Origin of the sequence: Streptomyces ferrugineus (assembly GCF_015160855.1) — a bacterium.
Classification (GTDB): Bacteria; Actinomycetota; Actinomycetes; order Streptomycetales; family Streptomycetaceae; genus Streptomyces; species Streptomyces ferrugineus.
Genome location: NZ_CP063373.1, coordinates 9,279,828 through 9,292,770 on the forward strand (window position 1 = coordinate 9,279,828; position 12,943 = coordinate 9,292,770).

The window sequence follows — 12,943 nt, forward strand, 5'->3', positions numbered from 1 at the left end:
TCAGACCGCCCTCATCAGCAGGGTCGCGGCGATGAGGATCGCCGCACCGCCGAACATCGAGACCGCGTACGAGCGCGCGAAGCCGTTCTGGAGCCTGCGCATCCGTCCGGACAGGCCGCCGACCGAGGCCGCCGTGCCGTTGACGACACCGTCGACCAGGGTGTGGTCGACGTACACCAGGGAGCGCGTGAGGTGTTCGCCGCCGCGTACGAGGACGACGTGGTTGAAGTCGTCCTGGAGCAGGTCGCGCCGGGCGGCCCGGGTGAGCAGCGACCCGCGCGGGGCGACGACCGGGACCGGGCGGCGTCCGTACTGCGCGTAGGCGAAGGCGACGCCGATGACCATGCACGCGACGGTGGCGCCGGTGACCGCTCCCGCGCTGATGGGCGGGTGGCCGTGGGCGTGCCCGGTGATGGGCTCCAGCCAGTGGATGAAGCGGTCGCCGATGCTGAAGAACCCACCGGCGGCCACCGATCCGACGGCCAGCACGATCATGGGGATCGTCATGACCCTGGGCGACTCGTGCGGATGCGGCTCGTTGCCGTTCTCGTCGGGCTGCCAGCGCTTCTCGCCGAAGAAGGTCATCAGCATCACGCGGGTCATGTAGAACGCCGTGATCGCCGCGCCCAGCAGTGCGCAGCCGCCGAGGATCCAGCCCTCGGTGCCGCCCTTGGCGAACGCCGCCTCGATGATCTTGTCCTTGGAGAAGAAGCCGGACAGACCGGGGAAGCCGATGATCGCGAGGTAGCCGAGGCCGAAGGTGACGAAGGTGACCGGCATGTACTTGCGCAGGCCGCCGTACTTGCGCATGTCGACCTCGTCGTTCATGCCGTGCATGACGGAGCCGGCGCCGAGGAAGAGCCCGGCCTTGAAGAAGCCGTGCGTCACCAGGTGCATGATCGCGAAGACGTAGCCGATCGGGCCGAGGCCCGCGGCGAGGATCATGTAGCCGATCTGCGACATGGTCGAGCCGGCCAGCGCCTTCTTGATGTCGTCCTTCGCGCAACCGACGATCGCACCGAACAGGAGCGTGACGGCGCCGACGATCGTGACCACCAGTTGTGCGTCGGGCGCGGCGTTGAAGATGACGCCGGAGCGGACGATCAGGTAGACGCCCGCGGTCACCATGGTCGCGGCGTGGATGAGGGCCGAGACCGGGGTCGGGCCCTCCATCGCGTCCCCGAGCCAGGACTGCAGCGGTACCTGGGCGGACTTGCCGCACGCGGCGAGCAGCAGCATCAGGCCGATGGCAGTGAGCTTGCCCTCGTTGGCGTCACCGACCAGGCCGGCCTCGCCGTGGGTGCCGAGCAGCGGACCGAAGGCGAAGGTGCCGAACCACAGGAACATCAGCATGATCGCGATGGACAGGCCCATGTCGCCGACGCGGTTGACCAGGAAGGCCTTCTTCGCGGCGGTGGCGGCGCTGGGCTTGTGCTGCCAGAAGCCGATCAGCAGGTACGACGCGAGACCGACGCCCTCCCAGCCGACGTACAGCAGCAGATAGTTGTCCGCGAGGACGAGCAGCAGCATCGCCGCGAGGAACAGGTTCAGATAGCCGAAGAAGCGGCGGCGCCGCTCGTCGTGCTCCATGTACCCGACCGAGTACAGGTGGATCAGCGAGCCGACGCCGGTGATCAGCAGCACGAACGTCATCGACAGCTGGTCCAGGCGGAAGGCGACGTCCGCCTGGAAGCCCTCGACCGGGACCCAGGTGAACAGATGCTGGGTCAGCGTCCGGTCCTCGGCGCCCTTGCCGAGCAGGTCGGCGAAGAGGATCACGCCGAAGACGAAGGAGACGAACGACAGGAGCGTGCCGATCCACTGGCCGACGGCGTCCAGGCGCCGGCCGCCGCACAGCAGGAGGGCCGCTCCGAGCAATGGCGCCGCGACCAGCAGCGCAATCAGGTTCTCCACGATTCTTCCGACCCCTTAGAGCTTCATCAGGCTGGCGTCGTCGACCGAGGCCGAGTGGCGGGAACGGAACAGCGACACGATGATCGCCAGCCCGACGACGACCTCCGCGGCGGCGACGACCATCGTGAAGAAGGCGATGATCTGGCCGTCGAGATTGCCGTGCATCCGGGAGAAGGCGACGAGCGCGAGGTTGCAGGCGTTGAGCATCAGCTCGATGCACATGAACACGACGATCGCGTTACGCCTGATCAGCACGCCGGTGGCGCCGATCGTGAACAGCAGGGCCGCGAGGTAGAGGTAGTTGACCGGATTCACTTGGACGCCTCCTCGGGCCGCTTGAAGGTCGACGGCTCGATCGCGGTCCGCTCCAGCCGTTCCTCCGCGCGCTGCTCCAGTGCCCGCAGGTCGTTGAGCGCCTCGGTGGACACGTCGCGGATCTGGCCGCGTTCGCGCAGCGTCTTGCTGACCGTGAGGTCGGACGGGGTGCCGTCGGGCAGCAGGCCCGCGATGTCCACGGCGTTGTGCCGGGCGTACACGCCGGGTGCCGGCAGCGGCGGGACGTGCTTGCCCTCGCGCACGCGCTCTTCGGCCATCTCGCGCTGGGTCTTGGCGCGCTCGGTGCGCTCGCGGTGGGTGAGCAGCATCGCGCCGACGGTGGCCGTGATGAGCAGGGCGCCGGTGATCTCGAAGGCGAAGACGTACTTGGTGAAGATGAGGGCCGCCAGGCCCTCCACATTGCCGTTCGCGTTCGCCTGGGCGAGGCCGCCGAACTCCTTCAGGGAGGCGTTCCCGATACCCGCGGTCAGCAGAATGCCGAAGCCGAGCCCACAGAGAAGGGCCAGCCAGCGCTGGCCCTTGATGGTCTCCTTCAGGGAGTCCGCGGCCGTGACGCCGACGAGCATCACCACGAACAGGAACAGCATCATGATCGCGCCGGTGTAGACGATGATCTGCACGACGCCCAGGAAGTAGGCGCCGTTGGCGAGGTAGAACACCGCCAGAACGATCATGGTCGCGGCGAGGCACAGCGCACTGTGCACGGCCTTCTTCATGAACACGGTGCACAGGGCGCCGATGACGGCGACGGTGCCGAGGATCCAGAACTGGACGGCCTCGCCGGTCGAGGTGGAGTAGGCGGCGAGCTGCGCGCTCATGCGTCCACCTCCTCTTCCTCGGCCTTCTCGCCCTTGGACACGGCGACCTGGCGCTCGGTCCCCGGCGCGGCCTCCGTCACCAGCCCCCGGTAGTAGTCCTGCTCGTCGGTCCCCGGGTAGATGGCGTGGGGCGTGTCGACCATGCCGTCCTCGAGCCCCGCCAGCAGCTGCTCCTTGGTGTAGATGAGGTTGGCGCGGCTGGAGTCCGCGAGCTCGAACTCGTTGGTCATCGTCAGCGCGCGCGTGGGGCACGCCTCGATGCACAGGCCGCACAGGATGCAGCGGGCGTAGTTGATCTGGTACACGCGCCCGTACCGCTCGCCCGGCGAGTAGCGCTCCTCGTCGGTGTTGTCGGCGCCCTCCACATAGATGGCGTCGGCGGGGCAGGCCCAGGCGCACAGCTCGCAGCCGACGCACTTCTCCAGGCCGTCCGGATGGCGGTTGAGCTGGTGCCGTCCGTGGAATCGCGGAGCGGTGGTCTTCTGCTGCTCCGGGTACTGCTCGGTCAGCCGCTTCTTGAACATGGCCTTGAAGGTCACGCCGAAGCCGGCCACGGGGTTCAGGAAACCGGGCTTGGTCTCCTTGGGCTCCTCAGCCATCGGACGCCTCCTTTCCATCCAGAGATCCGTCACTCTGAGTATCGGGCCCGCCACTGACAATCAGCTCCCGCTCGCGGTGCGAGCGGCGCCGCGGCACCGGCGGCAACTCCTGTCCCGGCAGCGGCGGTACGGGGAATCCGCCCGCCATCGCGTCGAACGCGGCCGGTTCCTCGGCGGCCCTCTCGGCCCCCTTGGCCCTCTCGCGGAACATGTCGGCGACAAAGGAGAGCAGGAGCAGCGCGAGGACGCCACCGCCGACGTAGAGGGCGATGTCGGCGAAGTCGTAGTTCTCGTTCCGCAGCGTCCGCACGGTCGCGACCAGCATCAGCCAGACGACGGAGACCGGGATGAGAACCTTCCAGCCGAGCTTCATGAGCTGGTCGTAGCGGACGCGGGGCAGCGTGCCGCGCAGCCAGATGAAGAAGAACAGCAGCAGCTGGACCTTGATCACGAACCAGAGCAGCGGCCACCAGCCGTGGTTCGCGCCCTCCCAGAAGGCGCTGACCGGATACGGGGCCCGCCAGCCGCCCAGGAAGAGCGTCACCGACACGGCCGCGACCGTCACCATGTTCACGTACTCGGCGAGCATGAACATCGCGAACTTGATGGACGAGTACTCGGTGTTGAAGCCGCCGACCAGGTCGCCCTCGGACTCCGGCATGTCGAAGGGGGCGCGGTTGGTCTCGCCGACCATCGTCACGACGTAGATCAGGAAGGACACCGGCAGCAGCACCACGTACCAGCGGTCCTGCTGCGCCTCGACGATCGCCGAGGTCGACATCGAGCCGGAGTAGAGGAACACCGAGGCGAAGGCGGCGCCCATGGCGATCTCGTACGAGATCATCTGCGCGCAGGAACGCAGTCCGCCGAGCAGCGGGTAGGTGGATCCGGAACTCCAGCCCGCCAGCACGATGCCGTAGATGCCGACCGAGGCGACCGCGAGGATGTAGAGCATCGCGATCGGCAGATCGGTGAGCTGCATCGTGGTGCGCTGGCCGAAGATCGAGATCTCGTTGCCGGCCGGGCCGAAGGGGATCACCGCGATCGCCATGAAGGCCGGGATGGCCGCGACGATCGGCGCGAGGATGTAGACCACCTTGTCCGCGCGTTTGACGATGACGTCTTCCTTGAGCATCAGCTTGATGCCGTCGGCGAGCGACTGGAGCATGCCCCAGGGGCCGTGCCGGTTGGGGCCGATGCGAAGCTGCATCCAGGCGACGACCTTGCGCTCCCAGACGATGGAGAACAGCACGGTCACCATAAGGAAGGCGAAGCAGAACACCGCCTTGATGACGACCAGCCACCAGGGGTCGCGGCCGAACATCGAGAGGTCTTCAGCGGCGAGGAAAGGGCTCATGCCTCCACCTCCTCGGGGGCCTCGGACGTCAGGGTCGCCGGGCCGATGCGGACGAGTGAGCCGGGCAGCGCCCCGGTGTCGGAGGCGACGCCACCGCCCACGGAGTTCAGCGGGAGCCACACCACCCGGTCGGGCATCTCCGTGATCTGCAGTGGAAGTTCGACGGCTCCGGAGGGGCCGGTCACGGCGAGGGCGTCGCCGTCCTTCACGCCGGCCTCGGCGGCCGTCGCGGCCGACAAGCGCGCGTGGGCGGCGTGCCGGGTTCCGGCGAGCGCCTCGTCGCCCTGCTGCAGGAGGCCGTGGTCGAGCAGCAGCCGGTGCCCGGCCAGCACGGCCTCACCGGCGGCCGGCCGCGGCAACTGGGCGGCGATCGCCAGGGGCTCGGTGGCCCGCGGTCCGTCCCAGGGGCCGAGCCGGTCGATCTCCGCGCGCGTGGTGCGCAGATCCGGCAGACCCAGGTGTACGTCCATGGCGTCGGCCAGCATCTGCAGCACGCGCGCGTCGGTCGGGGCGAGGCGCCGGGTCATCTGGTCGGGCTTGAGCGCGGCCTCGAAGAAGCGCACCCGGCCCTCCCAGTTGAGGAAGGTGCCGGCCTTCTCCGCGACCGCGGCGACCGGCAGCACGACATCGGCGAGTTCGGTCACCTCGCCGGGCCGCAGCTCCAGCGACACCACGAAGCCGACCTCGGCGAGCGCCTCACGCGCGCGTGCCGGGTCGGGCAGGTCGGCGACCTCGACACCCGCGACGAGCAGGGCCTGGAGTTCGCCGGTCGCGGCGGCCTCGACGATCTGGCCGGTGTCGCGGCCGTAGCGCAGGGGGAGTTCGGCAAGGCCCCAGACGGCGGCGACCTCCTCACGCGCGCGTGGGTCGGTCGCGGGACGTCCGCCCGGCAGCAGCGACGGCAGCGCGCCCGCCTCGAGGGCACCGCGCTCCCCGGCCCGGCGCGGCACCCACACCAGCTCGGCGCCGATCGCGGTCGCGGCCCGTACGGCGGCGGTGAGCCCGCCCGCCACGGCGGCCAGCCGCTCGCCGACGACGATCACCGCGCCCTCGGCCCGCAGCTCCTCGGCGGCCTTGGCGCCCGCCTCGTCCAGGCCGACGCCGCTCGCGAGGGCGTCCAGCCACTCGGTCTCGGTGCCGGGAGCGGCGGGCAGCAGCGTGCCGCCCGCCTTCTCCAGGCCGCGTGTCGCGTGCGTGGCGAGGGAGAAGACCTTCTGGCCGTGCCTGCGCCAGGCCTTGCGCAGCCGCAGGAAGATGCCGGGCGCCTCCTCCTCGGCCTCGAAGCCGGCCAGCAGCACGGCCGGTGCCTTCTCCAGGAAGGCGTACGTGGCGCCCGTACCGTCCAGGTCGCGGCCGTGACCGGCGACCCGCGCGGCGAGGAAGTCGGCCTCCTCGCTGCTGTGCACGCGCGCGCGGAAGTCGATGTCGTTGGTGTCGAGCGCCACGCGCGCGAACTTGCTGTACGCGTAGGCGTCCTCGACGGTGAGCCGACCGCCGGTCAGCACGCCGGTCCGGCCGCGTGAGGCGAGCAGCCCCTGCGCGGCGATCTGCAGCGCCTCCGGCCAGGACGCCGCTTCGAGCTCGCCCTCGGCGTTGCGCACCAGCGGCGTCTGCAGCCGGTCGCGCTGCTGGGCGTAGCGGAAGCCGAAGCGGCCCTTGTCGCAGATCCACTCCTCGTTGACCTCGGGGTCGTTGGCCGCGAGGCGGCGCATGACCTTCCCGCGCCGGTGGTCGGTGCGGGTGGCGCAGCCACCGGAGCAGTGTTCGCACACCGACGGCGAGGAGATCAGGTCGAAGGGGCGGGAGCGGAACCGGTACGCCGCCGAGGTGAGCGCGCCGACCGGGCAGATCTGGATGGTGTTGCCGGAGAAGTACGACTCGAAGGGGTCGCCCTCACCGGTGCCGACCTGCTGCAGCGCGCCCCGTTCGAGCAGCTCGATCATCGGGTCGCCGGCGATCTGGTTGGAGAACCGGGTGCAGCGGGCGCACAGCACGCACCGCTCACGGTCGAGCAGCACCTGCGTGGAGATCGGCACGGGCTTCTCGAACGTCCGCTTCTTTCCCTCGAAGCGGGACTCGGAGTGGCCGTGCGACATGGCCTGGTTCTGCAGCGGGCACTCGCCGCCCTTGTCGCAGACCGGGCAGTCCAGCGGGTGGTTGATGAGCAGGAGCTCCATCACACCCTTCTGCGCCTTCTCCGCGACCGGCGAGGTGAGGTGGGTCTTCACCACCATGCCGTCCGTGCAGGTGATCGTGCAGGACGCCATCGGCTTGCGCTGGCCCTCCACCTCGACGATGCACTGGCGGCAGGCGCCGGCGGGGTCGAGGGCCGGGTGGTCGCAGAAGCGGGGGATCTCGATGCCGAGCTGCTCGGCGGCCCGGATGACCAGGGTGCCCTTCGGCACGCTGATCTCGACGCCGTCGATCGTCAGCGAAACGAGATCTTCCGGCGGGACCGCCGCCTCTCCCCCTCCCGAGGGAGCATTGGTGGTCACGGTCATGCGTTCACCTCCGTGCGGTGATCGGCCCAGGCCGTCGACTTGGCCGGGTCGAAGGGGCAGCCACGGCCCGTGATGTGCTGCTCGTACTCCTCGCGGAAGTACTTCAGCGAGGAGAAGATCGGCGAGGCGGCGCCGTCGCCGAGGGCGCAGAAGGACTTGCCGTTGATGTTGTCGGCGATGTCGTTCAGCTTGTCGAGGTCACTCATCACGCCCTTGCCGGCCTCGATGTCGCGCAGCAACTGCACGAGCCAGTAGGTGCCTTCGCGGCAGGGTGTGCACTTGCCGCAGGACTCGTGGGCGTAGAACTCGGTCCAGCGGGTGACGGCGCGGACGACGCAGGTCGTCTCGTCGAAGCACTGCAGCGCCTTCGTGCCGAGCATGGAACCCGCGGCGCCCACTGCTTCGTAATCGAGGGGGACGTCGAGGTGTTCGTCGGTGAACATCGGCGTCGAGGAGCCGCCCGGCGTCCAGAACTTCAGTCGGTGGCCGGGGCGCATGCCGCCGCTCATCTCCAGGAGCTGGCGGAGGGTGATGCCCAGCGGGGCCTCGTACTGGCCGGGGCTGGCGACGTGGCCGCTGAGCGAGTAGAGCGTGAAGCCGGGGGACTTCTCGCTGCCCATCGACCGGAACCATTCCTTGCCCCGATGCAGAATCGCGGGAACCGACGCGATCGACTCGACGTTGTTCACAACAGTCGGGCAGGCGTAGAGACCTGCCACCGCAGGGAAGGGGGGACGCAGCCGCGGTTGACCACGGCGGCCTTCGAGCGAGTCGAGCAGTGCGGTTTCCTCACCGCAGATGTACGCGCCCGCGCCCGCGTGCACGGTGAGTTCCAGGTCGAGGCCACTGCCCAGGATGTTCTCGCCGAGGTAGCCGGCCTCGTAGGCCTCGCGCACGGCCTCGTGCAGCCGCCGCAGAACCGGGACGACTTCACCACGCAGATAGATGAAGGCATGCGAAGACCTGATGGCATAACACGCGATGACGATGCCCTCGATGAGGCTGTGCGGGTTCGCGAAGAGGAGCGGGATGTCCTTGCACGTCCCGGGCTCCGATTCGTCGGCGTTGACAACTAGATAGTGCGGTTTTCCATCACCCTGGGGAATGAACTGCCATTTCATTCCCGTCGGGAATCCCGCGCCGCCTCGCCCGCGCAAACCGGAGTCCTTGACGTACGCGATCAGGTCGTCCGGCGACATGGCGAGTGCCTTGCGCAGGCCCTCGTATCCTTCGTGCCTTCGGTAGACGTCCAGCGTCCAGGACCTGTCCTCGTCCCAGAAGGCCGACAGCACGGGTGCGAGCAGCTTCTCGGGGCTGTTTTCCTTCAGCTCTGGTGCCAATGTCATCACTCCCCCTCCTCGGCGACAGGCCCTGCCGGGTGGGCGGGGTCGGACGCGGACGATTCCTGCGGCGCGTCGTGCGAGCTGAGGTGTTCAGCCGGCGACGGTTCGTGCACTGCCCGGTCCCGCGGTTCCTCGTGCGGGCCGCCCTCCCGCGGATGGACCACGCGCGCGGGTGCGGTCTCTCCCCTGGCCAGGCGGAGGCCCATCAGCGACGCCGGTCCCGCACTGCCGCTCTCCTCGACGGCCCCGGGCCGCTCGTCGGGGAAGCCGGCCAGGATCCGCGCGGTCTCCTTGAAGGTGCACAGCCTCGCCCCGCGCGTCGGCTCGACGGCCCTGCCCTCGCGCAGGTCGTCGACGAGCCGCTTGGCGCTCGCGGGGGTCTGGTTGTCGAAGAACTCCCAGTTGACCATCACGACCGGCGCGTAGTCGCAGGCCGCGTTGCACTCGATGTGCTCCAGGGTGACCTTGCCGTCGCCCGTGGTCTCGCCGTTGCCGACGCCCAGGTGCTCCTGGAGCTCCTCGAAGATCGCGTCGCCGCCCATCACCGCGCACAGGGTGTTCGTACAGACGCCGACCTGGTAGTCACCGCTCGGCTTGCGCCGGTACATGGTGTAGAAGGTGGCGACCGCGGTGACCTCGGCCGTGGTCAGTTCCAGTACGTCCGCGCAGAACTGCATCCCGGTGCGCGTGACATGGCCCTCCTCCGCCTGCACGAGGTGCAGCAACGGCAGGAGGGCGGACCGGGAGTCCGGGTAGCGGGCGACGATCTCGCGCGCGTCGGACTCCAGCCGGGCTCGGACGTCGTCCGGGTAGCCGGGCGCGGGCAGTTGGGGCATGCCCAGGCTGACGCCCCGCTCGGAAGAAGAGGTGGTCACCGGTCGACGCCTCCCATCACGGGGTCGATGGACGCGACGGCGACGATCACGTCGGCGACCTGGCCGCCCTCGCACATCGCCGCCATGGCCTGCAGGTTGGTGAAGGACGGGTCGCGGAAGTGGACCCGGTAGGGGCGGGTGCCGCCGTCGGAGACGACGTGCACTCCGAGTTCGCCCTTGGGCGACTCGACGGCCGCGTACGCCTGTCCCGGCGGGACGCGGAAGCCCTCGGTGACCAGCTTGAAGTGGTGGATCAGGGCCTCCATGGAGGTGCCCATGATCTTCTTGATGTGGTCGAGGGAGTTGCCGAGCCCGTCGGGGCCCAGGGCGAGCTGGGCGGGCCAGGCGATCTTCTTGTCGGCGACCATGACCGGGCCGGGCTGCAGCCGGTCCAGGCACTGCTCGACGATCCCGAGCGACTGGCGCATCTCCTCCAGGCGGATCAGGAAGCGCCCGTAGGAGTCGCAGGTGTCGGCGGTCGGGATCTCGAAGTCGTAGGTCTCGTAGCCGCAGTACGGCTGCGTCTTGCGCAGGTCGTGCGGGAGACCGGTGGAGCGCAGGATCGGGCCGGTGGCACCGAGGGCCATGCAGCCGGCCAGGTCGAGGTAGCCGATGTCCTGCATGCGGGCCTTGAAGATGGGGTTCCCGGTGGCGAGCTTGTCGTACTCCGGGAGGTTCTTCTTCATCTTCTTCACGAACTCGCGGATCTGGTCCACCGCGCCGGGCGGCAGGTCCTGGGCGAGTCCGCCGGGCCGGATGTACGCGTGGTTCATGCGCAGGCCCGTGACCAGCTCGTAGATGTCGAGAATCATTTCACGATCACGGAATCCGTAGATCATGATCGTGGTGGCGCCGAGCTCCATGCCACCGGTGGCGATGCACACCAGGTGGGAGGAGAGCCGGTTCAGCTCCATCAGGAGCACCCGGATGATCGTGGCCCGGTCGGGGACCTGGTCCTCGATGCCGAGGAGTTTCTCGACGGCGAGGCAGTACGCGGTCTCGTTGAAGAAGGACGTCAGGTAGTCCATGCGCGTCACGAACGTGGTGCCCTGCGTCCAGGTCCGGTACTCGAGGTTCTTCTCGATGCCGGTGTGGAGATAGCCGATGCCGCAGCGGGCCTCGGTGACGGTCTCGCCCTCGATCTCCAGGATCAGGCGCAGCACTCCGTGGGTGGAGGGGTGCTGGGGGCCCATGTTGACGACGATGCGCTCGTCGTCGGCGCGGGCCGCGGACTCGACGACCTCGTCCCAGTCGCCACCGGTGACCGTGTATACGGTGCCCTCGGTGGTCTCACGGGCGGATGCTGACTGCGTGCTCACGAGTACGACCTCCGCTGGTCCGGAGCCGGGATCTGGGCGCCCTTGTACTCGACGGGGATGCCGCCGAGGGGGTAGTCCTTGCGCTGCGGGTGGCCCTGCCAGTCGTCCGGCATCATGATCCGCGTCAGGGCCGGATGACCGTCGAAGACGATGCCGTAGAAGTCGTAGGTCTCGCGCTCGTGCCAGTCGTTGGTCGGGTAGACGGAGACCAGCGACGGGACGTGCGGGTCGCTGTCGGGGGCGCTGACTTCGAGGCGGATCAGCCGGTTGTGGGTGATCGAGCGCAGGTGGTAGACGGCGTGCAGCTCGCGGCCCTTGTCGTTCGGGTAGTGGACGCCGCTGACGCCGGTGCACAGTTCGAAGCGCAGGGCCGGGTCGTCGCGCAGGGTGCGGGCGACGCGGACCATGTGCTCGCGTTCGATGTGGAAGGTGATCTCGCCCCGGTCGACGACCGTCTTCTCGATGGCGTTGTCGGGCAGGAGGCCCTGTTCCTCCAGGGCTCCCTCCAGCTCGTCGGCGACCTCGTCGAACCAGCCGCCGTAGGGGCGACTCGCCGGTCCCGGGAGCCGGACGGAGCGGACCAGGCCGCCGTAGCCGGAGGTGTCGCCGCCGTTGTTGGCGCCGAACATGCCGCGCTGGACGCGGATCTCCTCGCCGCCCTGGCCGCGCTGACCGGGGAGGTTGGAGGCGGAGAGGTCCTTCTCGGGGTTGACCCCGTTGGACCCGTTCGCCCCATTGGTACCGTTCGCGTCGCTCACTGCAGCAGCCCCTTCATCTCGATCGTGGGCAGGGCCTTGAGCGCCGCTTCCTCCGCCTCGCGCGCCGCCTCCTCGGCGTTCACGCCGAGCTTGGAGGACTGGATCTTCTGGTGGAGCTTGAGAATGGCGTCCATCAGCATCTCGGGCCGTGGCGGGCAGCCCGGGAGATAGATGTCGACCGGGACGATGTGGTCGACGCCCTGAACGATCGCGTAGTTGTTGAACATGCCGCCCGAGGAGGCGCAGACCCCCATGGAGATCACCCACTTGGGGTTCGGCATCTGGTCGTAGACCTGCCGCAGCACCGGCGCCATCTTCTGGCTGACCCGGCCGGCGACGATCATCAGGTCGGCCTGGCGCGGGGATCCGCGGAAGACCTCCATGCCGAAGCGCGCCAGGTCGTAGCGGCCGGCGCCGGTGGTCATCATCTCGATGGCACAGCAGGCGAGGCCGAAGGTGGCCGGGAAGACGGACGACTTGCGCACCCAGCCCGCGGCCTGCTCGACGGTGGTCAGCAGGAAGCCGCTCGGCAGCTTTTCTTCGAGTCCCATGACTAGTGGCCCCTCAGTCCCATTCCAGGCCGCCGCGCCGCCATACGTACGCGTACGCGACGAAGACGGTGAGCACGAAGAGCAGCATCTCCACGAGCCCGAAAACACCCAGGGCGTCGAAGGTGACGGCCCAGGGGTAGAGGAAGACGATCTCGATGTCGAAGACGATGAAGAGCATCGCCGTCAGGTAGTACTTGATGGGGAAGCGCCCGCCGCCGGCCGGCGTGGGGGTCGGCTCGATTCCGCACTCGTAGGCCTCGAGCTTGGCCCGGTTGTACCGCTTCGGACCGATCAGCGTGGCCATGACCACGGAGAAGATCGCAAAGCCTGCCCCGAGGGCTCCCAGTACGAGGATGGGCGCATACGCGTTCACCGCTCCTCGCTCCTCTCAGTCGGCACTGACTGCTGGCGGTTGCACTGGGCTCACAGCCACCCCACCGGTCCCACGAGCCCCGCTCGTCCCGGCGAAGATCGAGAACATGTGAAGCAGGTCACAAGCCCAACTGCCTCGCATCTTATGCCCGCCGCTCTGTGATCTGCGACACGGGGTATTGCACAAGCTTTGTGATCTC

General features: G+C 68.8%; 12 protein-coding genes. All 12 read right to left on the minus strand.

The features are described 5' to 3' along the window. Genes nuoL through IM697_RS41225 form a run of 12 tightly spaced genes read right to left on the minus strand, consistent with a single transcriptional unit; the run spans position 1 to position 12,744 of the window. Positions 1–1,914 (minus strand): NADH-quinone oxidoreductase subunit L, encoded by a 1,914-nt coding sequence (gene nuoL / locus IM697_RS41170; protein ID WP_194042141.1) that lies wholly within the window; start codon positions 1,912–1,914, stop codon positions 1–3. A 15-nt stretch (positions 1,915–1,929) separates the two neighbouring features. Next, positions 1,930–2,229 carry an NADH-quinone oxidoreductase subunit NuoK gene (gene nuoK / locus IM697_RS41175; protein ID WP_019756142.1) on the minus strand — a complete coding sequence of 100 codons (300 nt, stop codon included), beginning with the start codon at positions 2,227–2,229 and terminating at the stop codon, positions 1,930–1,932. Next, entirely contained in the window at positions 2,226–3,068 is an 843-nt protein-coding gene (locus tag IM697_RS41180) for an NADH-quinone oxidoreductase subunit J (RefSeq protein WP_194042143.1), read from the minus strand. The genes nuoK and IM697_RS41180 overlap by 4 nt, the downstream gene beginning before the upstream one ends. Then, complete coding sequence (nuoI, locus tag IM697_RS41185) at positions 3,065–3,667, minus strand: NADH-quinone oxidoreductase subunit NuoI (protein ID WP_194042146.1); 603 nt, start codon at positions 3,665–3,667, stop codon at positions 3,065–3,067. The genes IM697_RS41180 and nuoI overlap by 4 nt, the downstream gene beginning before the upstream one ends. After that, entirely contained in the window at positions 3,660–5,024 is a 1,365-nt protein-coding gene (nuoH, locus tag IM697_RS41190) for an NADH-quinone oxidoreductase subunit NuoH (protein WP_194042148.1), read from the minus strand. The genes nuoI and nuoH overlap by 8 nt, the downstream gene beginning before the upstream one ends. Next, positions 5,021–7,525, minus strand: a complete 2,505-nt coding sequence (locus IM697_RS41195; RefSeq protein WP_194042150.1) for an NADH-quinone oxidoreductase subunit G — start codon at positions 7,523–7,525, stop codon at positions 5,021–5,023. Before IM697_RS41195 ends, nuoH begins: the two co-directional genes overlap by 4 nt. Then, positions 7,522–8,871: an NADH-quinone oxidoreductase subunit NuoF gene (gene nuoF, locus IM697_RS41200; protein WP_194042152.1), complete on the minus strand. Its 1,350-nt coding sequence runs from the start codon at positions 8,869–8,871 to the stop codon at positions 7,522–7,524. The genes IM697_RS41195 and nuoF overlap by 4 nt, the downstream gene beginning before the upstream one ends. Beyond that, a complete protein-coding gene (nuoE, locus tag IM697_RS41205) occupies positions 8,871–9,743 on the minus strand; it encodes an NADH-quinone oxidoreductase subunit NuoE (RefSeq protein WP_194042154.1) in 873 nt (290 codons plus the stop codon). Before nuoE ends, nuoF begins: the two co-directional genes overlap by 1 nt. Next, positions 9,740–11,062, minus strand: a complete 1,323-nt coding sequence (locus tag IM697_RS41210) for an NADH-quinone oxidoreductase subunit D (protein ID WP_194042156.1) — start codon at positions 11,060–11,062, stop codon at positions 9,740–9,742. The genes nuoE and IM697_RS41210 overlap by 4 nt, the downstream gene beginning before the upstream one ends. Continuing rightward, positions 11,059–11,820 carry an NADH-quinone oxidoreductase subunit C gene (locus IM697_RS41215; RefSeq protein ID WP_194042158.1) on the minus strand — a complete coding sequence of 254 codons (762 nt, stop codon included), beginning with the start codon at positions 11,818–11,820 and terminating at the stop codon, positions 11,059–11,061. Before IM697_RS41215 ends, IM697_RS41210 begins: the two co-directional genes overlap by 4 nt. Next, positions 11,817–12,371, minus strand: a complete 555-nt coding sequence (locus IM697_RS41220; protein WP_165262588.1) for a NuoB/complex I 20 kDa subunit family protein — start codon at positions 12,369–12,371, stop codon at positions 11,817–11,819. The genes IM697_RS41215 and IM697_RS41220 overlap by 4 nt, the downstream gene beginning before the upstream one ends. A 13-nt stretch (positions 12,372–12,384) precedes the next feature. Continuing rightward, complete coding sequence (locus tag IM697_RS41225) at positions 12,385–12,744, minus strand: NADH-quinone oxidoreductase subunit A (protein WP_007383963.1); 360 nt, start codon at positions 12,742–12,744, stop codon at positions 12,385–12,387. Between the last annotated feature and the right edge of the window lie 199 nt (positions 12,745–12,943).